This window comes from Taibaiella chishuiensis (assembly GCF_003014535.1).
Classification (GTDB): domain Bacteria; phylum Bacteroidota; class Bacteroidia; order Chitinophagales; family Chitinophagaceae; genus Taibaiella; species Taibaiella chishuiensis.
Genome location: NZ_PYGD01000012.1, coordinates 109,842 through 135,277, shown reverse-complemented (window position 1 = coordinate 135,277; position 25,436 = coordinate 109,842). Strand labels below are relative to the sequence as shown.

At 50.0% G+C, this 25,436-nt stretch carries 23 protein-coding genes; 16 read left to right on the top strand and 7 right to left on the bottom strand.

Features of this window, described 5'->3' with window-relative positions:
- Positions 1-299: 299 nt before the first annotated feature.
- The 3 genes from B0I18_RS22265 (at position 300) to B0I18_RS22255 (ending at position 3,281) form a co-directional block, all read left to right on the top strand.
- Positions 300-1,082, top strand: a complete 783-nt coding sequence (locus tag B0I18_RS22265; RefSeq protein WP_106524968.1) for a T9SS type A sorting domain-containing protein — start codon at positions 300-302, stop codon at positions 1,080-1,082.
- A gap of 468 nt (positions 1,083-1,550) precedes the next feature.
- Complete coding sequence (locus B0I18_RS22260) at positions 1,551-3,035, top strand: T9SS type A sorting domain-containing protein (protein WP_106524967.1); 1,485 nt, start codon at positions 1,551-1,553, stop codon at positions 3,033-3,035.
- A gap of 66 nt (positions 3,036-3,101) precedes the next feature.
- Entirely contained in the window at positions 3,102-3,281 is a 180-nt protein-coding gene (locus tag B0I18_RS22255) for a class I lanthipeptide (protein ID WP_106524966.1), read from the top strand.
- Positions 3,282-3,363: 82 nt separating this feature from the next.
- Here the strand turns inward: B0I18_RS22255 and B0I18_RS22250 are convergent, their stop codons facing one another.
- Both B0I18_RS22250 and B0I18_RS22245 read right to left on the bottom strand, forming a co-directional pair.
- Positions 3,364-3,786, bottom strand: a complete 423-nt coding sequence (locus tag B0I18_RS22250; RefSeq protein ID WP_146146846.1) for a hypothetical protein — start codon at positions 3,784-3,786, stop codon at positions 3,364-3,366.
- 141 nt (positions 3,787-3,927) lie between these two features.
- Positions 3,928-4,899, bottom strand: coding sequence for a DMT family transporter (locus B0I18_RS22245; RefSeq protein ID WP_219906031.1), 972 nt, complete (start codon positions 4,897-4,899; stop codon positions 3,928-3,930).
- Positions 4,900-5,039: 140 nt separating this feature from the next.
- On the opposite strand from B0I18_RS22245, the gene B0I18_RS25175 reads away from it, so the two are divergent.
- The 5 genes from B0I18_RS25175 (at position 5,040) to B0I18_RS22225 (ending at position 8,809) form a co-directional block, all read left to right on the top strand.
- A complete protein-coding gene (locus B0I18_RS25175; protein WP_181358580.1) occupies positions 5,040-5,180 on the top strand; it encodes a hypothetical protein in 141 nt (46 codons plus the stop codon).
- A complete protein-coding gene (gene pdxH / locus B0I18_RS22240) occupies positions 5,173-5,826 on the top strand; it encodes a pyridoxamine 5'-phosphate oxidase (RefSeq protein ID WP_106524964.1) in 654 nt (217 codons plus the stop codon). Before B0I18_RS25175 ends, pdxH begins: the two co-directional genes overlap by 8 nt.
- A gap of 52 nt (positions 5,827-5,878) precedes the next feature.
- Positions 5,879-6,406, top strand: coding sequence for a bifunctional pyr operon transcriptional regulator/uracil phosphoribosyltransferase PyrR (gene pyrR / locus B0I18_RS22235; protein ID WP_106524963.1), 528 nt, complete (start codon positions 5,879-5,881; stop codon positions 6,404-6,406).
- A 24-nt stretch (positions 6,407-6,430) separates the two neighbouring features.
- Positions 6,431-7,366, top strand: coding sequence for an aspartate carbamoyltransferase catalytic subunit (locus B0I18_RS22230; RefSeq protein WP_106524962.1), 936 nt, complete (start codon positions 6,431-6,433; stop codon positions 7,364-7,366).
- A gap of 303 nt (positions 7,367-7,669) precedes the next feature.
- Positions 7,670-8,809, top strand: coding sequence for a DegT/DnrJ/EryC1/StrS family aminotransferase (locus B0I18_RS22225; RefSeq protein WP_106524961.1), 1,140 nt, complete (start codon positions 7,670-7,672; stop codon positions 8,807-8,809).
- Between the two features lie 71 nt (positions 8,810-8,880).
- Here B0I18_RS22225 and B0I18_RS22220 read toward each other — a convergent pair whose 3' ends face one another.
- Positions 8,881-9,549 carry a hypothetical protein gene (locus tag B0I18_RS22220; RefSeq protein WP_146146845.1) on the bottom strand — a complete coding sequence of 223 codons (669 nt, stop codon included), beginning with the start codon at positions 9,547-9,549 and terminating at the stop codon, positions 8,881-8,883.
- 241 nt (positions 9,550-9,790) lie between these two features.
- Here B0I18_RS22220 and purL point away from each other — a divergent pair, with 241 nt between their 5' ends.
- The 4 genes from purL (at position 9,791) to B0I18_RS22200 (ending at position 14,744) form a co-directional block, all read left to right on the top strand.
- Positions 9,791-11,989, top strand: a complete 2,199-nt coding sequence (purL, locus tag B0I18_RS22215; protein ID WP_106524959.1) for a phosphoribosylformylglycinamidine synthase subunit PurL — start codon at positions 9,791-9,793, stop codon at positions 11,987-11,989.
- A gap of 134 nt (positions 11,990-12,123) precedes the next feature.
- Positions 12,124-12,807 carry an outer membrane beta-barrel protein gene (locus B0I18_RS22210; RefSeq protein ID WP_106524958.1) on the top strand — a complete coding sequence of 228 codons (684 nt, stop codon included), beginning with the start codon at positions 12,124-12,126 and terminating at the stop codon, positions 12,805-12,807.
- 139 nt (positions 12,808-12,946) lie between these two features.
- Positions 12,947-14,215: a hypothetical protein gene (locus B0I18_RS22205; RefSeq protein WP_106524957.1), complete on the top strand. Its 1,269-nt coding sequence runs from the start codon at positions 12,947-12,949 to the stop codon at positions 14,213-14,215.
- 94 nt (positions 14,216-14,309) lie between these two features.
- Entirely contained in the window at positions 14,310-14,744 is a 435-nt protein-coding gene (locus B0I18_RS22200) for an FKBP-type peptidyl-prolyl cis-trans isomerase (protein ID WP_106524956.1), read from the top strand.
- A 79-nt stretch (positions 14,745-14,823) separates the two neighbouring features.
- Here the strand turns inward: B0I18_RS22200 and B0I18_RS22195 are convergent, their stop codons facing one another.
- Positions 14,824-16,623, bottom strand: coding sequence for a BamA/TamA family outer membrane protein (locus B0I18_RS22195; protein ID WP_146146844.1), 1,800 nt, complete (start codon positions 16,621-16,623; stop codon positions 14,824-14,826).
- Between the two features lie 219 nt (positions 16,624-16,842).
- Here B0I18_RS22195 and B0I18_RS22190 point away from each other — a divergent pair, with 219 nt between their 5' ends.
- Positions 16,843-17,925 (top strand): fatty acid desaturase family protein, encoded by a 1,083-nt coding sequence (locus B0I18_RS22190; protein ID WP_106524954.1) that lies wholly within the window; start codon positions 16,843-16,845, stop codon positions 17,923-17,925.
- 345 nt (positions 17,926-18,270) lie between these two features.
- Positions 18,271-20,223: a right-handed parallel beta-helix repeat-containing protein gene (locus B0I18_RS22185; RefSeq protein ID WP_106524953.1), complete on the top strand. Its 1,953-nt coding sequence runs from the start codon at positions 18,271-18,273 to the stop codon at positions 20,221-20,223.
- A gap of 74 nt (positions 20,224-20,297) precedes the next feature.
- On the opposite strand, the gene B0I18_RS22180 is transcribed toward B0I18_RS22185, so the two are convergent.
- Positions 20,298-20,969 (bottom strand): suppressor of fused domain protein, encoded by a 672-nt coding sequence (locus tag B0I18_RS22180; protein ID WP_219906030.1) that lies wholly within the window; start codon positions 20,967-20,969, stop codon positions 20,298-20,300.
- Between the two features lie 67 nt (positions 20,970-21,036).
- Positions 21,037-23,133 (bottom strand): peptidyl-dipeptidase Dcp, encoded by a 2,097-nt coding sequence (dcp, locus tag B0I18_RS22175; RefSeq protein WP_245882138.1) that lies wholly within the window; start codon positions 23,131-23,133, stop codon positions 21,037-21,039.
- A 224-nt stretch (positions 23,134-23,357) separates the two neighbouring features.
- Here dcp and B0I18_RS22170 point away from each other — a divergent pair, with 224 nt between their 5' ends.
- Both B0I18_RS22170 and B0I18_RS22165 read left to right on the top strand, forming a co-directional pair.
- The gene (locus B0I18_RS22170) at positions 23,358-23,615 is read left to right on the top strand and encodes a hypothetical protein (RefSeq protein ID WP_106524951.1); all 258 of its coding nucleotides are present in this window, start codon (positions 23,358-23,360) and stop codon (positions 23,613-23,615) included.
- A gap of 111 nt (positions 23,616-23,726) precedes the next feature.
- On the top strand, positions 23,727-24,545 hold the full coding sequence (locus B0I18_RS22165; protein ID WP_146146843.1) for a hypothetical protein: 819 nt from the start codon (positions 23,727-23,729) through the stop codon (positions 24,543-24,545).
- Positions 24,546-24,622: 77 nt separating this feature from the next.
- Here the strand turns inward: B0I18_RS22165 and B0I18_RS24995 are convergent, their stop codons facing one another.
- On the bottom strand, positions 24,623-25,084 hold the full coding sequence (locus B0I18_RS24995) for a hypothetical protein (RefSeq protein WP_146146842.1): 462 nt from the start codon (positions 25,082-25,084) through the stop codon (positions 24,623-24,625).
- Positions 25,085-25,436 lie beyond the last annotated feature (352 nt).

The following is a 25,436-nucleotide window of genomic DNA, read 5'->3' as shown; positions in this document are numbered from 1 at the left end:
TTTCTATTACGCCCGGCACCGGTATAAACAAAAAAAAACAACCTGTATATTTTGTGCTGTACATAAACAAGGGTTTCCCGCTTTGGGAAACCCTTGTCATAAATAGCTGTGCCAGTTTTTAGATTAACATCCAACAGCCAAAAAACAAAAAAACATAGAACAAATATAATCTGAAAACCATACGAAAAAGTCATAAAAAATGCAAACGTGTACGAATTAATGCAAATATGTAAACATACATAAATGGTTAAAGATTAGATTTGTGAAGAATTATTTTTTTAATCAAAAAACAAAAAATCATGAAGTCGATTTACACGATCCTGGCCTTACTGTGTCTTACGATAAGTGCCTCTGCGCAAAGAACAACGAAAGTTAAAGCGATCTGGATTTCCTCCAGTCCCGGTTCGGAAACAACCCTTTCCTGCACAGATTCCAACGATGTAGAATTTATATTTATTAACCTCGGCCCGGGCACAGTGCTGACTACCGACACGTTTTTCCTGTATTCTCCCTGGGCGCCGGAAGGCAGGGTGAATGTAGTGCCCACATCTACAGCCGTACCTCCCAACGACACCATTATACACATTAAAGACAAAATCAAGGTTTCAAGCATTCAACGTCTTGCTGATGCCAGTAACGGAGAATTCCTCTATCCTCCTTTCGACGATGGAAGCTATATCATGTTTACCCAGGCCGTTAGCTTTTTCAATGTTAACCCTGCACCTGCCAATGCCCTGCAAATCGACACCGCGGGCAGCACAATGGCTGCCGGTGCAAAAATCAAACTCAACTGTAAAACCGGCATAGAAGACCTCTTCGCTTCGGGCAAAACTTCGAGCCTGATGACCTACCCCAACCCGGTAACAGGCGTCGTGAGCTTTAAATATGCCTACAGCAATAACCAGGTAACGGTGCGGATCGCCGACATTACCGGTCGCGTGGTAATGGTTAAAGAATTTGGCAAACAAAACGGCGAAAAAGAGCTTTCGGTAGACGTGTCAAGGCTCAATAATGGTATCTACTACCTCGAACTGATTGCCGACGACCGCAAAGCAGTGGGTAAGATCACCGTATCCAAATAACCGCTTCCATAAATGATAACCAAAGAGCTACCCATACAGGTAGCTCTTTTTTTGCGTTCAAAACCCAGCAGAAGCCCTGTTAAAACAGGAAAAGCCCGGATAGACATCCGGGCCTGCTTTTTATCTTATTTTAATCACGATAGTAATGTACGTCACAAAGCTGATTTTTAGTTACCCGGTTTACAAACGTTTGCAGTAATTCATATCCCCTCACATTGCAAATGTGAGCATCACCGACACGGCCGTATAAAAAATACCTACCTGCGTATCCTCCAAACATTCCCCAGATGCGCAAAAAACTTTAAACCCATAGCCGCTCCTGGCCAAGGATAGACAGGCAAGCAGCTTTATTTAACACTTCTTTGCCAGCCACTTTTGCCCCGCATTGTTAAATAGAAAAATCAACAATAAGTTCATTTTTTATGCTGCCTGTTGTTGCCTGTTTATCTAAAAACCAAAAAAGAGATTATGAAAAAAAATTACCTGAACCTGTTGCGCAGCGCGCAACTTACCGCTTTATTATGTTTAGCGCTCAGTATCCCGGCACTGGCGCAGGCGCCTGCAAACGATGAATGCAGCGGTGCCATCTCGATCACACCTTCTGCAACGGCCACCTGCAGCACACCCACCTCAGGCAACAGTGGCACCGCGACCCTCTCCTCTGATCCCATCAGCAATTGTGCCTACGAACCCAGCCACGACCTCTGGTATAGTTTCCAGGCCACCGGCGCCGCCCACCAGATATCGCTTACCAATGTGACGCCCACCGCATCCAACCTGGCCTATTACGCCTATACCTTGTCGGTATACAGCGGCGCCTGTGGTACGCTTACCGAGTTTAATTGCGGTGACGGCTACCAGGATATCAGTGCGGGCGACCCGGCTACCGACATCGTTTTTACGGCATCGGGGCTCACGGCCGGCGCCACCTATTATATCCGGGTAGCGGGCGACGATGCCAGCGACGACAACTTCAATACCGTGGCAACGGGTATCAGTTTCGACCTCTGCGTGGGAGCGGCGCCACCGGCACCCGTTTATGATGAATGCGCAGGCGCCACGTTTATCAACAGCTCCGGTACAACGACGGTAAGCAATATCAATGCCACGCAAAGTATGGCGCCGATAACCTGCGAAGGGTATACCGCTTTTGTAGCCAACGATATCTGGTTCAAATTTGTACCCGCCACCACCGGCAATATGACTGTAGACGTAGACCAGACCGACATCGACGCAGTATGGGAATTGTTTAGCGGTACCTGCGGATCGCTGACCAGCATGGGCTGCTCCGACGAAGGCGGCCCCATATCCGCAGCCGTTACCGCCGGTCAGACCTATTACCTGAGAGCTTATGCCTATTCCTCCAATACCTCGGGCGACTTTATCATCACTGTTGGCGGCGTACCGCTGCCCGTACAGTTTGTAACCTTAACCGGGGCTGTTAAAGACAATTATGCCCGCTTAAGCTGGACCACTTCCAGCGAGCACAATAACAAAGGGTTTATCGTACAACGCTCCGACGACGGCAGGCAATTCAGCACGATAGGTTATCTCGCCACACAAGCGCCCAACGGCAACAGCGAGCATAAGCTCAGCTACACCTTCGACGACCGAAGCCCGGTTTATAATTCCGTATTCTACCGGCTGGAGCAGGAGGATATGGACGGCCGTAAACAACAATCGAAGATACTGCGCCTCGATGCGGCAGATGCCGCTTTCGATATGATCGCCGCACCGAATCCCTTTACCGGGTCCGTATCCGTCAATACCTATGGCGCAACGGGCAGCGACGCGGTAATAAGGATAATGAGTCTTGCCGGCAACGTGGTGCGTACCCTGCCCGTAACCGCAGCCGAAACTCTTATAGACCTGAGTTCCCTGGCAACCGGCACTTACCTAGTACAATACACGGACAGCAGGCAGAGCAAAACCATTAAGCTCAGCAAACAATAACTTCCTGCTGCCGGGCTGCGCCCGGCAGCAGGAAACAAGCATAACCCATAACAAAAACGCTCCTGTATGAAAAAGAAAACCATCAAGATCGGGCAGAAGCTGTTCCTGCAAAAGGAAACGGTGATCCAGCTCAGCAAGACACAACAGGCCCCTGTACTCGGCGGCGTCAATACCCGCGAACCTGCAGCCGCCTGCCTGACGCATACCATTTCGACGATCCGGCACCCGGCTACCTGCCAGGATTAATACCCCGCAGCACCGTACAAAGAGAAAGGCAGGAACACCAGGTGTTCCTGCCTTTTGGTTAAGGTTAGTTTCGTATCGCGGTTTAGAAGATCAGGACAACCACATTGCCGCCTGTAGTATTGCCGTTCCAGTTTACGGTACTACCGGCATTGCTATTGCAAGGCAAGGCAGGCACAGTAACGGGAGAGGTAAAACCGGGGTAGCTGCCCACATTGGCAGAATAGCTGGTTGGCGTTGCATTTACCCAGCCCCGCACAAAGTAATAGTATACTGTAGCCGGCAGGGAAGCCATTCCCGGCAGGTCGGAAGGCTGGTTAAAAGCAGTGGTGCCAGGAGGAACGGTTACCGGCTGGCTGGCAAAAACGGTGTTGGGCGTAGCAGGATCTGCACCGGCAACATGATAGGTGTACACGCAACCCGACAGGTTGATAAAGGTAAAGGTGTTGGCCTGGCTACCAAATGCGCAAGCCATTGCAAAAAGAGCAGAAAGGAAAAACTTTTTCATAACATGTGTTTAGTGAGAGCCAAAGGTCAACAGCTATGGGTGCAAAAAATGCCCCCGTACTTTTTTTCTGTACGGGGATATACCCGGTGGCAAAAGGCCGGTGACAGGGATAAACTGCCGCTGCAAACGATCGACCGCAGGTTATGTTTTCGCTCCTGCTTTACTGTGCAGCAGCATACCGCCAATAACCAGTGCGATGCCGGTACAGGCAAGCCCATCCGGCGGCTTGCCATCGAGCAGGATCAGCTCGCCCAGGAGCGCAAACAGCACCTCGCCGGCCTGCGTCGCTTCGACGGAGGCCAGCAGCTGATGATCGTCCCGGGCGCTGTCGGTAGCTTTGAAAAATAAGGTAGTGGCGATAACGCCCGAGGTTACCGCTACCAGGAAGGATTGAAAAACCAGGGAACCGGAAGGCGGACCGGCCACCACGAAACCTGCCGCTGCGGTAACGATCCAGAAAGGCGTACTGCCCAGGGTCATGCCCAGGGTGCGCTGCTGGGCATCGACCCGGTTACCGGCCACTTTCATCATCATGCGGTTGCCAACGGGATAAGCGAAGGCCGCTACCAGTACCGGCAGCGTTCCCGCCAGCAGTTGCGGGACAGTAAGCGAGGCAGCCTGGCTGATTTGCATGACCATTACCCCTGCAAGGATAACCAGCGAGAACAGCATGGCGCGTCCCGGTATGCGTTGCCGGTTGCCGCGGCGTTCGAGCAGGGGCGCTACCAGCATACCGGCTACAATGGTGATCTGCCAGGTACCGGCTACCAGCCAGGAGGGCCCGTACTTAGCGGCAAACGTAAGCGGGGCGTAGAAGATACCGAAGCCAACGGTACCCCATAAGAGCCAGGGCACGGGATCGGCTTTCATGATGCGCAAAAGCGGCCTGATGCCGCCCCGCAGCGCAACCAGTACCCACAGGAGCGGCAGCATAAGCAGGAAGCGCAGCGAGGCGCTCCACAACCAGCTGCCGCCCGACAGCGACATCATACGGTTGAGGATAAAGGACAATGCGAAGAACAACGAGGATACCAGTCCCAGCACGATAGCCACGGACCTGCGTTTTTGGATCATACGGAAATACCGGCCGGACTTAACCGGTAGTACAAACATACATACAAATTACAGGGCCGGTAAAACCCATATTTTCCGGCATCCTTTCTCTTTGATTATACCGCGTTTTGTAATACCTTTGCCCGCAGTTCCCGGAGGAGCACTACCGGGTTATCATTCAATTAAAATAAATAACGGATATGACACCTGTACTGTTGAACATGTACGAATTAGGTAATAAAGTTGGTGAATTTTCTGCATACGCCCTGGTGGTGGTTATGGCCATCGTTTGGATCTGGGTAATGTTCAAATACCTGAATACTTCCGATCTGAATGACTAACCCGGATGCACATATAGCCAAGATCCGCGCCGACTATACCCGCGATTCGCTGGGCGAAGAACAGGTAGGCGATGATCCGGTTGCATTTTTCCGGAAATGGTTCCAGGAAGCCGAAGCTGCCGGTGTGAGCGAAGTCAATGCTATGACCTTAGCCACAGTAGACGCTTCTTCCAGGCCATCGGCGCGTATTGTGCTGCTCAAGGGATTAGAAGACGACAGTTTTGTATTCTTCAGCAATTACGACAGCAACAAAGGCGAACAGATGGCCGCCCAACCCGATGTAGCGCTCCTGTTCTTCTGGAAAGAGCTGGAACGCCAGGTGCGGGTAGAAGGCCGGGTAGAAAAAATACCGGCGGCAGACTCCGAGACCTATTTTCACTCCAGGCCAAAAGGAAGCCAGATCAGCGCCCTTGCATCGCCGCAAAGCCAGGTGATCGCGGGTCGCGAAATACTCGAAGACAAAGTAAAACAGCTGGAACAACAATATGCATCGGGCGAAGTGCCCCGGCCCGAACACTGGGGCGGTTACCGGGTAATCCCTACCCGCATAGAATTCTGGCAGGGACGGCACAATAGATTGCACGACCGGATCGTTTTTACCGGGAGCCGCAACAATGGCTGGACCAGGCAACGGCTTGCACCCTGAGCCTTTCAAAATTTAATGTCAAACCCGCAAACCTGAACAGCCTTCCAGAATCATGAAGTCTCTCTTTACCCAAAAACAGCTGAACATCACATTGGAGCGCCTGGCGCATCAGTTGCTGGAAAATCATGGCGATTTTTCAGATGCGGTACTGATCGGGATGCAACCCCGCGGGATATTTCTTTCCGACAGGATACACAGTAAACTGAAAGCCCTGCTGCCGGGCGCCGTTATTCCTTACGGCAAACTCGACATAACCTTTTACAGGGACGATTTCAACACTTCCAACGAATTACACGTAGCCGCAGAAACCGATATCAACTTCTCCATAGAAGGTAAAAAGGTAATCCTGATCGACGACGTATTATATACCGGGCGTACGATAAGGGCCGGGCTCGACGCCCTGCTCGACTTTGGCCGTCCGGGTTCTGTAGAGCTGCTGGTACTGATCGACCGGCGCTTTAGCCGGGAACTGCCCATACAGCCCGACTACCTGGGTATGACCGTCGACTCCGTTGCTTCCCAAAAAGTAAAAGTACTGTGGAAGGAACAGGATAAGAAAGACGAAGTTGTGCTTATTTAAAATTTAAACAACAAAATCATATAAGTGTCTCTATCCGTAAAACATCTATTAGGCATTAAAGACCTTACACCGGAAGATATAGATCTCCTGCTCCGGACCGCAGATAATTTTAAGGATGTCCTGCAACGTCCCATTAAGAAAGTTCCTATTCTCCGAGACACTACCATAGTAAATTTATTCTACGAAAATTCCACCCGTACCCGCATTTCCTTTGAGCTGGCCGAAAAAAGGCTCAGTGCAGACACCATCAACTTTACGGCTTCGGGCAGTTCCGTATCCAAAGGAGAAACGCTGATCGATACCGTGCAGAACATCCTGTCCATGAAAGTGGATATGGTGGTTATGCGCCACTCGGCAAGCGGGGCGCCGCATTTCCTGGCCAAGCATATCAATGCCGCTATTGTGAATGCCGGCGACGGGATCAACGAACACCCTACCCAGGCGCTGCTCGATGCGTTCTCGATCCGGGAAAAACTGGGCGGCCTGAAAGGCAAAAAGGTAGCGCTGTTTGGCGATATCATGCACTCCAGGGTGGCTTTAAGTAATATTTACCTGCTGACCAAAATGGGCGCCGAGGTAATCGTTTGCGGTCCGCCTACCCTTATACCCAAACACATCGAAAAACTGGGCGTTACCGTATCGTACGATGTACGCAAAACCCTGGAATGGTGCGATGTAGCGAATGTGCTGCGCATACAGCTCGAACGCCAGAACAAACCCCTGTTCTCTTCCCTGCGCGAATACTCGCTCTACTATGGCATCAATAAAGAACTGCTGGATTCGATCGGTAAAGAGATCGTGATCATGCACCCCGGTCCGATTAACCGCGGCGTGGAACTGAACAGCGACGTAGCCAACAGCAAACATTCCATTATCCTGGACCAGGTACAAAACGGCGTAGCCGTAAGGATGGCCGTGCTTTACCTGCTGGCCGGCAAGAAAGATGAAGCGTTTGGGTAGGAGGAAGATGGGAGATGTTAGACATTAGATGTTAGATATCAGATGTTGTATATTGGGCATGCTCCACAGCATACCTGCAATCTAATCGCTAAGCATTTAAAATCTACTCCCGTCAACCAGGCCATTAAATACTAAAACTTAGCAATCAGGCGTTAGGCTAGTGTATCAGAAATGTTTGAAACTCCGGGAAAGAAGACAATAAGACCGCGGCAATCTAAAATCTGCCCATACTATAAAATCTCTCGGTCTTCTGCTATCTAAAATCTAACCCCTGACACCTAAAATCACAACACAATATTATCAATGGAAGCGATTCAAATGGTTGACCTGAAGCGTCAATACCAGAAAATAAAACCCCAGATAGACGCGGCAATTGCAGAAGTGATCGACAGCACGGCCTTTATCGGCGGACCAGCGGTTAAGGCATTTGCACGCGAACTGGAACAGTACCTGGACGTAAAACACGTAATCCCCTGCGCTAACGGTACCGATGCCCTGCAGATCGCATTAATGGCCCTGGGCCTGCAACCCGGCGACGAGGTAATCACACCTTCTTTTACCTTTATCGCTACGGTAGAGGTGGTGGCCTTACTGCAGCTTAAACCGGTATTCGTAGAAGTGGACCCGCGTACCTATACCCTCGATCCCGAATCGGTACGTAAGGCAATAACACCGCGTACGAAAGCGATCATTCCCGTACACCTGTATGGCCAATCAGCGCCCATGCATGAACTGCTGGAGATCGCCAATGAACATAACATTCCGCTGGTAGAAGATAATGCCCAGGCCATAGGCGGTTATTATACCTTCCCCGACGGCAGCCGGAAAGCCAATGGCACTATGGGCACCGTAGGCACCACTTCCTTTTTCCCATCGAAAAACCTGGGCTGCTACGGCGACGGCGGCGCTATGTTTACCAACGACGACGCCCTGGCCGAACGCTTATACATGGTAGCCAACCATGGTCAGAAGGTGCGTTACTACCACGAGCTGGTAGGCTGTAACAGCCGCCTGGACTCGATACAGGCAGCCGTACTGCGCGTTAAACTGGCCGAACTGGACCAGTACTGCGATGCCCGCAGGGCCGCAGCCGACTATTACGACAGCGCCTTTGCCGCACACCCATTGATCACGACACCGTACCGCGCCCCCTATAGTCACCACGTATTCCATCAATACACGCTGCAGCTGGACAAGGTAGACCGTAACGAAGTGCAAAAGCGCCTTGCGGACAAAGGTATTCCGTCGATGATCTATTACCCTGTGCCCAGCCATAAACAAAAAATGTTTGAAGCCCTGGGCGGCAACGATTATGTGCTGGAGATCACAGATTACCTGAACCAGCGCGTACTGTCCCTGCCGATCCATACCGAACTTACAGATGAAGAACTGAATTTTATTACTACCAGCCTGATCGAGATCGTGAACGAGCTCGCCGGTTAAGTTATAGAGCATATAAAAATGCCCGTCCCCTGATGAGGACGGGCATTTTTATACCCTGTCATACCGCCTCTTTAATAGCGCTCGCCAAAACGGTAGGCGATCGTCATAAAAGCGGAAGGCAAAATAAGTTCGCCCTTGATATTGGCCGGCGCCGCCCCCGTGCCGTAACGCAGGTAGTACCGTTGTTTCTGTTCGAAAATGTGGGTATAGGCAAGGTTGGCGTGTAATACGCCGTAGATCGGGTATTGCCGCGATATATGCCTTATATATTGTAATCCGAAATTGATCTGTGGGTAGAAAAAACTACGGCCCGAATCGACAAGTTCCAGCGGGCTGCTTTTGGGACCGATATCCACGCCGCTTGCCACCGGGTTGATATAAGCCACACCGATACCGCCATTGAGCACGAAAGACTGCTCCTCATCCTCCGTAAGTTTATAGTTGAGATTCAGTTTCAGCTCCTTCTCTCCTACCGAAATATTCAGGTTGTCGATATAGGCATTGGTAACCGGCAGTTGCAGGGAAAAAATACTGAACAATAAAGAAGGGTAAAGCCTGCTGCCCGGCGGTTCGTAACTGATCCAGGCATGAGCACCGATATAGGGGCGGTTATAATATCCTTCTTTGTTGAGGAAAAAAGGGTAACCCAATGTCCCGCCCAGGCCTGCGCTAAACTGGGCACCGGCGGGCGCCCCAAAGCAGACAGCGATCAATAAGCAGAACAATAACCTGTATTTCATAAACGGACCGGAAGCGTCAAAGATAACAAAAGCAGGGCAACCGGCCCTGTATAAAGCGGCCAGGCGCGGACAGGTACACGCAACGGCGAAGCGCTTACCGGTATAAGGCGGCTTTCTACCGGAAAATAGGCCCCGGTGGCCGTTTCTTTTTTTACTTTCTTCTTTTTCTATGCTACTTTTGCATTTCTTAAAAACGATAACGGAATCGTAACTTATCATTTGTAATCAGTCATATTCCACAATGGAAGCAACACTCGAACAAGCCAAGCAACTCGGACTACAGGAAGCCGAATTTGAAGCCATTAAGGAAGTCCTGGGCCGCACGCCTAATTTCAATGAAACTGCCATGTACAGTGTTATGTGGAGTGAGCATTGCAGCTACAAGAACTCCATTAAATACCTGAAAAAGCTGCCCCGCGACGGTAGCCGCCTGCTGGTAAAGGCCGGCGAAGAAAATGCAGGTCTTGTAGATATCGGCGATGGTCTTGCCATAGTGTTTAAAATCGAATCGCATAACCACCCTTCTGCGATCGAACCCTTCCAGGGCGCAGCAACCGGTGTAGGTGGTATCCACAGGGATATCTTCACCATGGGTGCACGTCCAATCGCAGCGCTGAACTCCCTGCGTTTCGGCGACCTGAAAAATGCTAAAACACAACACCTGCTTAAAGGTATCGTAAAAGGCATCGGCCATTATGGCAACTGCTTTGGCGTACCAACCGTAGCCGGCGAAGTATATTTTGAAAACTGCTACCAGACCAACCCCCTGGTAAATGCTATGAGCGTGGGTGTGGTAAAAGTAGGACAGACCTTCTCCGCCACTTCCTATGGCGAGGGCAACCCCGTATTTATCGTAGGTGCAGCCACCGGCAAAGACGGTATCGGCGGCGCCTCTTTCGCTTCGGCCGATATTACCGCAGAAAGCGCTGAACAATTACCTGCCGTACAGGTAGGCGATCCATTCGAAGAGAAAAAACTGCTGGAAGCCTGCATGGAGCTGGTAGGCAAAGACCTGGTGATCGGTATGCAGGATATGGGTGCTGCAGGTATCAGCTGCTCCACTTCAGAGATGAGCGCCAAAGGCGAGCATGGCATGAACATCAACCTCGACAAAGTACCTACCCGCCAGGAAAACATGAAGTCCTGGGAAATGCTGCTGAGCGAAAGCCAGGAGCGTATGCTGATCGTGGTACAAAAAGGTAAAGAAGCCGAAATGCAGGCCATCTTCGACAAATGGGATATCCATTGCGAACAGATCGGCGAGGTAACCAAAGAGCCAAGGCTCAAATACTACCTGAACGGCGAACTGCAGGCCGATGTGCCCGGCGAGAGCCTGGTACTGGGCGGCGGCGCCCCGGTATACGAACGCGAATACAAAGAACCCGCTTACTTCGCCCAGGTAAATGCCTTCGACCCGAACAGCATTGCCGAGGCAACAGATCTTAAAGCGGTAGCACAACAAATTATTCAACTGCCTAACATCGCTTCCAAGCGCTGGATATACGAGCAATACGATTCGATGGTAGGTACGGCCAATGCCAGCACCAATGCCCCTTCCGATGCAGCCATCGTACGCATGCACGGCACCGACAAGGCACTGGCGGTAACGGTAGACTGTAACAGCCGTTACGTATACCTGAACCCTTATGTAGGCGGTATGATCGCCGTGAGCGAAGCAGCCCGTAATATCGTGTGCAGCGGCGGTCAGCCGGTAGCCATTACCAACTGCCTTAACTTCGGCAACCCTTACAATCCGGAAGTATACTACCAGTTTGTACATGCCCTGCAGGGTATGGGCGATGCCTGCCTGCAGTTCGACACCCCGGTTACCGGCGGTAATGTAAGCTTCTACAACCAGTCGGAAGACGGCCCGGTATACCCTACGCCTACCATCGGTATGGTGGGTGTGCTGGATAACATATCCGATGCCATGACCCTCGACTTCAAACAGGAAGGCGATAGCATTTACCTGATCGGCCAGAGCCGCAACGATATCAACGGTTCCGAATACCTGTTCAAGCTGCATGACGTAAAACACAGTCCTGCCCCGCATTTCGACCTTAAGGAAGAAGCAGCGCTGCAGCAGACCGTTGCCTCGCTGATCAAATCCAAACTGGTCGCATCTGCACACGATGTAATGGAGGGCGGCCTGTTTACCACCCTGCTGGAAAGCAGCCTGCAACAAGGCCTGGGCTTCAGCATCGACCTGCATAGTGGCATCCGTAAAGACGCCTTCCTCTTTGGCGAAGCGCAAAGCCGTGTAGTAGTAAGCGTAAGCCAGGACCAGGTTGCCGCATTCGAAGCTGCACTGGGCAGTCATCCGTTCGAAAAGCTGGGTACCGTAAGCGGTAACAGCATCGTGATCGCCGGTGAAAACTGGGGTACAGTAAACGACTGGAAAGACCTGTACGATACCGCTATCGAAAAAGAACTGAAATAAATCAATGCAATAAACTGCTGCCGGTTACCCGAAATAATACCGGCAGTAGTTTTATATTTCAAATCTAAGTAGTACTATTACCTGATATTTTACCCCGACTTTTTTTTGTAACTAACCCATTTCTAAACATTTGTATGAAAAAACTCATCTTATCTGCCCTCATGATCGGCGGAGCAGCTATGGCAGCTCATGCCCAGCCCAACAGCGTACTGGTATTCGGCGACCTCGGTATCCACAGCACTAAGGACGCTAACGACAACAAAACCCGCAGCTTCAACATCAACCCCGGTATAGGTTACCAGTTTAACCGTAACTGGACCCTGGGTCTGGCTGGTGGCTTCGGAACTGCCCGTTCCAGGCAGGTAAACCAGAAAGAGTGGAATTTCACCAACACCTACAACGCGGGCGTATTTGTACGTCACACCTTACCCGTAGGTAAAATCTTCGCCTTCTTTACCCAACTCGAAGCAGGTTATAAAGGCATGTCTATCGGCAATACCGGCGTTAACACCACAACCAATGCCAACGGTTTCTACGCTAAATTAACACCTGCTGTTGCGGTTTATGTATTCGACGGTTTTGCCCTGAACTTCGGTTTCGGCGGTATCGAGTACAACACCATGAAAATGTCCGGCGCATCTAAAGCCAGCTCAGCATTCGACCTGACCTGGGGTAGCCAGTTCAATATCGGCGTATCTAAAAACTTCTCTTGTGGTCACATGAGGAAGCACCACCGCGGTCATGGTCCCCAGATCAACCACGGCAGCCGTATGGACAAACACGAAATCGAAGAAGATAGCAAAGAAAGCGAAGATTAATCGCGTTACCATATATCGATAAAAAGGACGGGTATTTGCCCGTCCTTTTTTAATTAAAACGTATACCTTATTTTAGCCCCGGCTCGTTGTGTAGTTGTAAGCGGATTGTGTAAGCAACCATCGTTAAACCCCAGCACTCATGAAAATTACCGGCTCGCCCTTCTTCCGGGCCTTCGTCTTTGCACTCGGTTACGGGTGCCTGTTTTACCTGCTCCAGTTTTTCTTTGCAGAAACAACACTGCTGGGCATCCATCCCGGCACGGCCAACCTGCGCTCCTGGGATGTGGTGTATTACGAAAGCATTGCCCGTAATGGTTACGATGGCACGAGCCACAATACCGGGTTCTTTATCCTCTTTCCGCTGCTCTGGAAATTATCGGGGTTTAATATCTGGGGGATCTGCGCTTTCAATATCTGTTGCTTTGCTACAGGATTTGCCTTCCTGAGCCGCGCCCTGCAGGTTACCGACAAGATCATCTACATGTTGTGGCTGAGCCTGCCTTCGGGTTATTTTTTCTTCCTGCCTTATACCGAGGCCCTGTTTTTCTTGTTAGGCGCTATTATCCTGTATGCCGTCCGGCAGGAGCGCCCGGTATTGTGCTGGATCGCCTTGTTCCTGGTTTCCCTGGTACGCCCTACGGCCTCTATGCTTATCCCTGCCTTCCTGGCAATGGAACTGTTCAGCAACCCGAAAAAAGACTGGTGGAAAAGTATACTCCGGACCGGCTACCGTTATATCGCGCCCATACTGGCCGCCTTATCCCTGTTTGTGGTCTGGCAATACCGGCAAACCGGTATCTGGTTCGCTTACTTTAAAACACAGGCTACCATATGGGGGCATGTATTCAGCTGGCCCGGCATACCCTTTACCAATATTGCCGGCGGCGACGACCGGTATCACTGGCTCAGCAGCCTGGCCATCCTCATCGACCTGCTGGCCCTCGCCTTACTGATCCGGCAATTGATACGCTGGCTCAGGAACCGGGACCTGGAGGATAAGACTTTTATCCTGGCGGCCGGCTACCTGGCCATGCTCCTGGTCAACCTGCTTTTTATGAACCCGAAATACGGCAACCAGACCAGCAATATTATGGGAGCCAACCGGCATAGCCTGGCCACGCCTTTTTTCTTTGTATTCCTGTACCGGCTATGCCAGGTGCAATGTTCGCGGCGGCAATTGCTTTATGTATTCCTGCTGCTGAATGCATTCTGGATCCTGTTTGGCGCCTACCATACCTTCAGTGCATGGTATACCATAGCGTTGATCAATGACCTGCTGATCATGACCTTTCTCTGCTGGCGCTCGCAGGAGCGATACAGCTGGCTTGCCTTTCCCGTCATCGCCTTTAACTTCTTCGTGCAGCTGCATTTGTTCCAGCAATTTATTACCCCATTGTATGTCGACTAGACGATAAATGACAGGGTTGGGTTCTTCTTTATAGACGAACCGGCCCGGCACATTATTTGCTTTTCCCTAACTTCGCCTTCAAATCAACAACAACATGAGCATAGCTGATATCTTAGGGCTCCGCAACAAAGAAAAAGCGGAACAGAACCTGAAAGCAGGAGAAGCGTTCCTGGAGCAAAACAAAGGTAAAGAAGGTGTGGTAACGCTGCCCAGCGGCCTGCAATATCTGGTGCTTACCGAAGGCGATGGTCCCAAACCAGCCGCTACCCACAGGGTTACCTGCCATTACCATGGCACCCTGATCGACGGTCGCATATTCGACAGTTCGGTACAGCGCGGCCAACCCGCTACTTTCCCCTTAAACCAGGTAATTGCCGGTTGGACCGAAGGTCTGCAGCTGATGGGTGTGGGCAGTAAGTACCGCTTCTTTATTCCTTCGGGCCTGGGTTATGGCGCCCGCCAGGTAGGTAGCGATATCGGCCCCAACAGCGTGCTGGTATTCGACGTGGAACTGTTAGGCATAGCCTGATCTTAAACCGCCAAAAACATGGTAACCGTATAAAGCAGCAATACACTTGCTGCTTTATCGTTTTAGCCGGTCCCGGTATTTAGAAATAAGCGATATAACCAAAGTGAATCTTCGTTTGCCGGAACTGCAGCGTTTCGCCACTGTGTTTACCCACGCCTATGGCGATATTGAAGATGCCCGATTTATTTTCGAGCGTAATACCGGTACCCAGGCTCACCGGGTAATCGTCGCGGCTGATGTCGCCAAACCGGGTCGTTACATAGGCATCATCGTTGAAGAGGTAGAAGTAGGAATTGCCCCCGAGCAGGATACGGAGTTCGACCGTGCCGACATGGTACTGGTTGGCATAAATGCTTTGTTCGTCGAAGCCCCGCAGCAATTTAAAGCCCCCGATCTGGTACAGTTCATTGAGGAACAAACGGCTGCCGCTCAGGTAGCCGCCATTGTAACCGGCCTTTAATACCAGGCTTTTGCCCAGCGGTATATAATACGCCGCCGATGCCGCAAACCGGTACTGGTACTTCTGGTTATTCAGCGTATCGTACAGGCTTCCATAATCAAAACCCGAACCATCGTCTATCGAAATGATCGCTTCATTTTTCTTGACCTCGCGCAACAGCCCCGAAGCGCTTACCCGGCCCTGCCAGCCCCTGCGCGGGTTCAGCTTGTAATCGGTGCGGTCCATCAGGAACTCCACGCCCGCGCCCCGGGTAGCTATATCCAGGTTGTCCGGCAATCTTTTGTTTTGCTGTACATATCGCAGGTCCGCATTCACGATCCGGTTGCTGTAGGATTGGTAGGATAGCTTTACATAATCAGTAGCATTCAGCTGGTACCGTATACCGCCTTCGAAAGATACCCGTACAAAAGTGGTGTCTTTTTTAAACAGGTCGAAACTGCCCTCCACGCCGAAAGGCGTACCAAACAGGTAAGGCACCGCCAGGTCTACATGAAAGCGGGGCGATTTGTATTGCATGTTCAGGTAGGTCAGTGCAATCGTTTCGCCATAACCCAGCGCATTTTTGAGGCCCACCTGTACATCGGCAGTAAGCATGAATTTGCCGGTCTCCACGGTATTCGGCTGCAGGCCTATAAGGCCGTTCAACTGGTTGGCCTTTCGCTCCCGGAGATAAAGTTTCAGTTTGTTCTCCGCAATGGTAAATTCCATTTTCCAGGGCGCCGCTTCCTGGAGGAAGGACAGCTCACTTATCTTTTTACTGATCAGCCGCAACTGGCTTTCGTTATAGAGGTCGCCCTGGTGTATGCCCAGGTAGTTTTGCAAAAAATCGCGCGATATCTCCACTTCACCGTCTATGATGAGGGTATCGATCCGGATCTGGCTGCCTCTTTCCAGGATAAGGTCTGCTTCGAGCCCCTTATCGGTAGCGGTCATATTATCCAGCGCCGTAGCGGCAAAGGGGTAACCATTATCCTCGCAATAGCGAAGCAATTTTTCGCTCAGGGCGGCGAACCGCGTAGGACTGATTACTTTCTGTTCCCAATCGCGCTCCCGCAAACCGACGTCGTTCAATAAAGCTTTGGGCAACTGTGCAAACGAAAGCCGTGCCCAGCGGTAATGCGCGCCCCGGAACAACCAGGCCTGCACTACCGTGTCCGACAATACCAGCGAATCTACCGAGGCTGCCAGGAATCCTTCTTCCTGCAAATCGGGAATAAGCTTGCGGAGGTAAGCCAGGGCTTCGGGCGTGCTGTTGAAATGCTGGTCGGCAGGAATATTTTTCTTGTTGAAGGCAAATGCCGTGCCCCCTTCCACATCGACCGGGTAGAGGTAGAGATGGCTGCCCTGCGCCTGCACCTGGCTGGCCAGGGCCGTAAGACAACCTATAAAAATAAATAAATTACATATAATACGATACATACCAGTTACCGGCAACCCTTGGGCTCCAAAAATAGTCGTAATTGTTTAAACGGTGGCAGTATTCTTGTATTGCAGGCCCGGCGGTTATCGGGCCCCTTTGCCGGCTTCTACGGGTTACCAATAGGTTATAATGATAACTGCATGACAAAACTCATGCGGCAATACGGGAAATATTTCCGAAATTTGCATTCCATTTACTATTCCCCATTTTATAATTTAATGGCAGCTACAACACCAGTATTACCCAAATTTCCCAATACGAAGAACTCGCTGCACAGCGAGCTCAAAAGCCGTGTTCAACAATATTTTACGGAGAACAATATCAAACAGACCGGCAATTTTGCCTTATGGCATAAAGCGATCGTGCTGGTTGCAGGCTTCTTTGCCTTATACCTCCACCTGCTTATCGGCCAGCCGGCCTGGTATTGGGGATTGCTGGAATGCGCCCTGCTCGGCTGTATCGTCGCCTCAATCGGCTTTAACGTGATGCACGACGGCGGCCATGGCAGTTTTAGTGAAAGCAAGCTGATGAACAGGATTGCCTCTTATTCCAGCAGCATGCTGGGCGCAAGCCAGTTTATGTGGAATATGAAACATAACATGATCCACCATACCTATACCAATGTAGACGGTGTGGACGACGATATCGAGATTGGCGTACTGATGCGCATGGCGCCTACGCAGAAACACTATAAACTGCACCGCTTCCAGCATATTTATTTTGTAGGCCTGTACATGATGATGTATATCTTCTGGGTATTTTTCAGCGACTACAACAAGTATTTTTCCCGCAAGATCGGTGCAGTGCCTTTGAAGAAGATGAGCGCAAACGACCATATCCGTTTCTGGATAGTAAAAATATGGCACGCGGCGATCTTTATCATTATCCCGATCATTGCCGTGGGTTGGCTGCAGTGGCTTATCGGCTTCCTTACCCTTAGCCTGGTGGGTGGCTTTATCCTCAGCATTGTATTCCAGCTGGCGCATACTGTAGAAGATGCCGAATTTCCCGTAGCTAATTTTGATACGCAGAAATTGCCCGATGAGTTTGCAGCGCACCAGATCAAGACCACGGCCAACTTTGCAACCAAGGACAAAGTGATTAACTGGTTTGTAGGCGGACTTAATTTCCAGATCGAACATCACCTGTTCCCGAAAATATCTCACATACACTACCCTGCTATCAGCGAGATCGTGAAGAAAGTATGTAAAGAATACCAGCTCGAATACATTGAATATCCTACTATGCGTAAGGCTGTAGTAGCCCATGTCAACTTCTTAAAAGATATGGGAAGAGGCTGATAAAATCCTTTATTTCAGGGCCCAAAAGGTTCAAAAAAATAGCTTGTCTTTTTAAAGACAAGCTATTTTTTTTCTATAAAATACAAGCTCAGCCTATATCATTTCATAAATAATGAAAATTTAATCGCAATACGTGTAAAATATAAACTCTTTTTTTAACTTTGGTTATAACGTTACTTTATGAAAAAAAGTGGCAACCTATAACAAATTAACATTTTTTACAATAAACAAACATGCTCCTATTCTTGTTTTCGTAAAAGATAAAATTGATATCCTTTTTCATCACAGAACAAAAGCTATATATATATGATAACATAAAAACACGAACCAAATAACCAACCAATTATGAAAAGTGTCAAAAGGATAGTATTGCTTGCAATACTTAGTGTGGTATGCATGTCTTCGTACGGCCAGCCCTTGCAATTCAACCCCAACAACCCGGCTCATACCGATACCAGTACGATTATGGTATTGAATATCAAGACCGACTTCGGAGCCCTGGGCAACAACGTTACGAATGACCAGGATGCATTTGAGGCAGCCTCCGAATTTATTAATGCAAGAAAGGGATATTGCCAGCTGATTATACCGGCGGGAACTTACCGGGTAGGCAAACAAACCCCGGGCCTCTTTTACTACCTGACCGGCAGGGATGTGCTCAAGATCATGAATTGTACCAATGTGTCCATTACGGGTAATGGCTCACCGGTGATACAGTACGCCGACAACCTGCGTTACGGTTATTTCGACCCGATCACGGGTTCTCCTACCAACCCGATCGATCACTGGATCGACGCCTATACCTGGGCCACGCCCGGAAATTGTATCTATATTTATAACAGCAACGGCGGCGATGGCCGTATCCGGATTTCGGGACTTACACTCGACGGGAATATGTACGGCGGTAAAGTCGTGATCGGCGGCTCGCTGGTTCCCATCAATATCCAGATCGAACATTTCGGAATTTTCCTGCACGGCGCCGGTAAGGTAACCATAGAGAACGTGACCACGCGCCGATTCGGCCTCGACGGCATCATTATCCGAAATAACCCCGACAATCCCGCGCACCGGGATGTAGTGGTGAATAACTGCCTGTCGGAGTACAACGGCCGTTTAGGCATCTCCGTAATCGGCGGCAGGGATGTTACCCTCAACAACTCCTCATTCAATAATTCCGGTATGGGCATTATCGCCTCCGCGCCTTGTGCCGGTATCGATATCGAGGCGGAGAAAGAGTATATTACCCAAAGCTTATGGCGTATCTACGACTTTAAAGCCAACAATTGCGAATTTGGCAACAATAAAAATGCCGGTGTCGTTATCGTTGCAGGAGCCGTAGTTACTCCGGCCGATACCCTGTTCGGCAATAACTTCGTCTTTTCCAATTGTGATATCTATGCTGCGCCTACCTCGTCGTTTGCCATAGACCTGGGACAATACCGCAAAATTACCTTCGACCATTGTAATATAACCGGCGCCGTGTTTGATGCAGGCAACAGGGCCTATAAACCGGAAGATGGGGTAAAATTCCTTTCCTGTTATTTCCGCGATATCTACTATAAGAAAACGGGATCGAGTTGTTATAAAACAAGGCAACATTATACCGAACTCAGCTCCGTTATATTTTCGACCCGCGACAATGCCCTGTCCAGTTATATGCAGTTCGACAACTGCGTGTTCGACCTGGCCTATAAAAGGCTCTGGAATATCTATTCCACACCACAGGCCCCGGCAAGTGTTACCAACTGCGTGATCAAAGCTTCAACTACAGGTGGCTATATCGATTTTACGCAGATCGGTTTCGACTCTAACGCGGTACTACAGAACAATAAATTTGTATTCTACGATTTCCAGGAATACCGGCACCAGCAAGGCAATACCATTTATGCCTCACCCAATATACCGGGCAATAACCAGTTTACCTTTTACAACATCGTAACCAATCCTGCTCCCGCCGTACGCGATACGATATACGGCAAGGTAGAACGGATAGACGGCGTAGACAGCTGTTTATTTACCGGCAACAGGACCACAGGTACGGAAGATGCGGTCAAACAGGCTCCTTCGCTGATCGTATACCCCAACCCCTCGTCAGACCATTCCTTTACGATAAAAAACACATCGGAAGGATCGCTCGAATATACCTTCCTGGACTTTAACGGCCGCCGGATCAGCTACGGTACCTTACGCCGGAGCGAGCAAAAACAGTTCCATTTTCCGGAGCTGGCAGCCGGCGTCTATTTCATACGCACCCGTGATGAAAAGACGACCAGGACCATCAAGGTCGTACTGCAATAGCTTTATACAGGCAGCAAAAGCAAGCGCCGGCAATATGTGCCGGCGCTTGCTTTTTGGGGGATACCCTTGCTGGTCTACAACAGCGATTCGCGTTTAAAGTCGAATATCTCGCGGGCGTCTTTCTCGATCAGCCGGTCCAGCAGCGCATTGTAGCCATGGGCTATCTTATACTCGAGCTCCGGTCCGTAAAGCGGGAACACGCTATAGATATTGATAGGACCGTCGGGAGCGGAAAGGGTCGTAAAATCCTCTTCGAAGGTAACGGAAGGCAGGATCACCACACCCCGGTATTCCGTAGCCGGGTCATAAGGCTCCATATCTTCAGTGGCCTGCAGGGTATGCCCTATCGCCAGCCAGCTATCGTAGTGATGCGGGAAACGTGCTGTTTCTTTCAGCAGGTTGATGATCCAGTCATTTCCACCCTCGCCGGTTATCGTGCCCCCAAATTCAATATCCTTCGGCAGGATCATCATCAGTTCGGCAAATCGGTAAGGCTGTTTGTCTTCGACTACATCGGGCACAGTCATCTCCAGCAGGCTCATCCCGGAAGTAACGAGGACATTGTACTCCCGCTCCGGGTCATTGATCATGTACACATCGAGATGAAAGTCGGGCGAGAGCATCTCATGAAAAACGGTGGTTTGTTCTTCTTTAAAAAAACGGGCCAGGTGGTTGCTTACCAGCTCCGGGTGCGCATCATAAAAATGACGGTCGCGGAACTTTTCGGTCAGGGGGTGTATAGCCATATCAGTTTCTATTTTTTGCAGGTAAAAAAATACCGTACGCCGGAGCGCACGGTAGGATCATGATTTATTATTTCAGGCCACGGTTTTTCAGCATGGGATTGATGTCGGGGTCATGTCCGCGGAAGGCTTTAAACATCGTACCGTAGTCCTGGGTATTGCCCCGCGACAGGATCATATCCCGGAAGCGCTGCCCGTTCTCGCGGGTAAGCCCGCCATGTTCTTCAAACCAGGCATATGCATCATGGTCCAGCATTTCGGTCCAGAGGTAGGCATAATACCCTGCGGCATAACCATTGCCCCAGATATGCAGGAAGTAGGAAGAGCGGTACCGCGGCGGCACATAACCCAGGTCGAGATGGGTTTTCTTCAGGGCTTCCGTTTCAAACTGGTCTACGTCCTGCTGTGGCGCATCAGCCTTAAGCGTATGCCATTGGATATCCAGGTCGGCAGCTGCCAGTACTTCGGTAAGCGCATAACCCTGGTTAAAGGTTGCTGCATTCTTGATTTTGGTAACCAGCGCCTCTGGTATCGGGGCATTGGTCTGGTAGTGCTTCGCATAGTTTTTCAACACCGAAGGATAAAGCGCCCAGTGCTCGTTGAACTGCGAGGGGAACTCTACGAAGTCGCGCGCCACACTGGTACCGGAAAGTGCAGGATAACGCTGGCTGGCAAAGAAGCCGTGCAGGGCATGCCCAAACTCGTGGAACATGGTAGTTACCTCGTCAAAGCTAAGCAGGGCGGGCTGTCCGTCGGCAGGCTTGGTATAGTTGCATACATTATAGATCACGGGCTTGGTATTGAGCAGGCCGGATTGCCTTACCATATTGTCCATCCAGGCGCCGCCGTTTTTATTATCCCGTTTAAAATAGTCGCAGTAAAACAGGCCGATGGTAGCGCCATCATGATCGGACAATTCGAACACACGTACATCCTTATGATAAACGGGAATATCGGTACGCTCTTTAAAGGTAATGCCATACAGCTGTGTAGCGGCATAGAACACGCCGTTGCGCAGTACGCTGTCCAGCACGAAGTAGGGTTTGATCTGGCTTTCGTCCAGGTCGTAACGTGCCTTGCGTACCTGTTCTGCATAGTGGTCCCAATCCCAGGCCTGCAGGCTGAAGGTATCTTTCTGTTGGGCGATAAGCGCCTGTATGTCTTTGGCTTCGTTACGCGCCTTGGCGGTAGCAGCAGGTATCAGTTTGCTGAAGAAGGCATCTACGGCAGCCGGCGTTTTCGCCATCTGGTCCTGCAGTTTCCAGGTCGCATAGTCCGGGAAGCCCAGCAGCTGAGCCTTTTCGGCTCTTATCTTGGCAATGCGGGCAATCAGGGCACGGGTATCGTTGGCATCCTTGTGCTCGGCACGGTTCCAGGAGGCTTCAAATAATTGCTGCCTTGTGTTCCGGTCGCTCAGCGACTGCAGTGCAGGTTGTTGTGTGGTATTTTGTAAAGGCAATAACCATTTACCTTCCATACCGGCTGCTTTGGCATCTTTGGCGGCAGCATCCTGTTCGCCGGCCGCCATGCCGGCCAGCTGGTTTTTATCGTTCACCACCAGGGCGCCTTTTTTAGCGGCAGCCAGCAACTGGTTGGAGAATTTGGTGCTCAGGGTAGCTTCTTCTTCGTTCAGTTTTTTCAGCTTTGTTTTTGCATCATCGGCCAGGTTAGCACCCGCGAGCACAAATTGCTGGTAGTAGTATTCGACCAGGCGCAGCGATTCGGCATCCAGGTTCAGTTCGTTCCTTTTCTGGTATAGGGTATTGACCCGGGCAAACAGTTTCGCATCCAGGTAAATGGCATCCTGGTGTGCGGCCAGTTTGGGCGCTTCTTTTTCCTGTACCTGCTGCAACAGGTCGTTGGTATTGGCACTGGTCAATACGCCGAACACCATGCTCACGCGCGACAGTAGTTGCCCGCTCTTTTCCATAGCTACCAGGGTATTTTCAAAAGTAGGCGCTTCGCTGTTGCCTGCGATCTTCTGTATCTCCGCCAGCTGCTGCTTCATACCCTCTTCCAGGGCAGGCTCGAAGTCGCTGTCTTTTATCTTGTCGAAGGGCGGGGCCTGGTAAGGCAGGGTGCTGGCCTGGAAGAACGGGTTGGCGCCGGTTTCAGCGCTCTTATCCCCTTCGCCCTTATTGCCGCAGGCAGTAATTAGTCCGGTCATAGCAAACATACATAAATAGGTGAATTGCTTCATTAAGATCAGATTTTAAGAGCAGTAAAGCTAAGGATAATCGGGAAGAACGGTTACAAAAAAGCGTGTTTTCACGTGTTAAAATAACGTAGAAACGCTGGTGATGCATCCCGTACCGGGTACCAACTTTGTACCGGTAAGCCCGGGTAGCCGAAAACGGGATCCAGAGTAGGCACAACAAAAAAACATCCCTCATGAAAAACATTGAATTCAGTGCACTCGAAAAAGAAGCTGCAAACTTTGATTTTAAAACATTCCTGGAAGCCGACGCTTCTGTAGCCAGGAACAACATCGCAGCCGCGGAAAGCGTAGCCGATGTAAAAGAGCAGATCTGTAAAGTATGGCGCAAGATCCGCAAGTTTGTAAAGATGGCAGAAGTCGTGCCCATCGTTGGTAAATTCATCACCATCCTGGCCGACCTGCTGGATACTATCTGCGGTGAAACAAATTAAGGCAACAGCTACAAACTACGACCGCCCTGATCCAGAGCCAGGGCGGTTGTTACAAAAAGGAAACAACAATATTTAAATACACTTCCGATTAACCCATTCAATTAAAACACCATGAATCATTTTCACAAAAACCACGCCTATGTTTTCCTCCTGTTATGCCTCTGCATAACATCATCATGCGGTGGTGACAGGTGTCCTGACGGAGAAGTGGTATACCGGGATAAAAGCAGTATAGACAACTACAAAGGATTTACCAAAACATTTGAAGCCAGTATAAAAGGGACAGTTGAGGTGATCGACAAAGTAAAGCTGGCCGACCTGGATGCAGGTTTACAAAACCAGGTTACCAAACTGCGGGATGACCTGGACCAGTATAGCGGTCGCTCTTCTAACCTATTAATGACTTCGCTGATCCGGAGCAATATGTACCCCTGCGACAAAGAGCTGCGGCAGAAAACTACGGCCCTTATCGAACAGATGCAATTGCAAAGCTCGGAAATAGAGCGGTTGCGGTATTCTGTTTCGGCAGTTACCCAGGAAAAAAACGAAGCTGCAAAAGATACCGCGATTCAAAATGCACTCATTGACTTTAAAGGCGTGCAGGAGGAAATCACAGACAAGCTGCAGAACAATACCCTGAACACCCTGCAGACAACCGACGAATGGGTGGTTGTATGCTCCGGCGACAAAATCCTGGAAGATTCGCAGTTTGAAAAAAACAAAATAGAAAAACAAGGATTCAGCAATAATATGATCCTGTTGCGCAATGGAAGCTACAGACTGATAACTAGCGCCTTCAGCACCAAGGGTGACGCGACGGAAGCCCTTTACAAACTGAGAAATGCCTATAAAAATGACGTTTACATCGTGAACCTGAAAACATGGTGTCCTAATAAAATTTCCCGCAGCGGTTATTACGAATGCAATTAGCTGGAAAGATTAATACGATGAAGGACGGCTTAAATGACATGAGCAATGATCCCATTCCATTGATCCAGGGAGAAAAGCTACTGCTCCGACTTAAATTGAAATGTCCCTTCCCTGTCGTTAAAAATAACAGCGGCCTTAATCTTTCGTCCCCGGAACTTGGGTCCTATCCAATGTAAACAGTTAAGCCTTGTAATGATTTCTTTTTTCAGCCAAGCAAACTCTTCCAGTTCAAATAGAAGAACTGTTTGTGTGCCGATAAAAACATCCTTGATGTTATCTCCATTAAATGCGATATAAAGTGATTTACCGAATTCTGCCCCATCGCGTTTTGAAGTCAGGGTATCCCAAAAAGGTAGTGCTTTACGGATAGCAGATATCGTACTATCAGGATATACCACATAGGGTAAAGTGAGCCCCTGACCACCCCTCTCCAGGCATACGGCCTCCAGATAAGTTCTGGCATAGAAATCGGCACCATAACGCTGTACAATGGCTCCGTCCATCAAACTGTCATACAAGGTAAACCATCGCTCTTCCATGCAGTCCGGCCGGATATCCCTGGACGATACCTTATACTTATGCGCCAGTAAGTATTCATAGGTCCTGTTACCCGGAGGACTGGATCTCATCCTGTAGGGCCAGGTATACGTGCCTTGTTTCCGGTGGGTATCAAGCAGTGTCGCCACATGTGCATAGGTTTCCGCATTAAAAAAATAATCTCCCTCCGGCTCATAAAACCGGTCCCGCTCCACATGAAGCAAACGCTCGGCCTCCAGGCTATCGCCGGCTGAAAGTGTACAGGGCTGTGCCTTTAGCACACATACCGGCACCAGGAAAAGCAGGCAAAAGAAGAAAGCAGGACTTCGCATATTTTTTTCGTGATTGATAAAA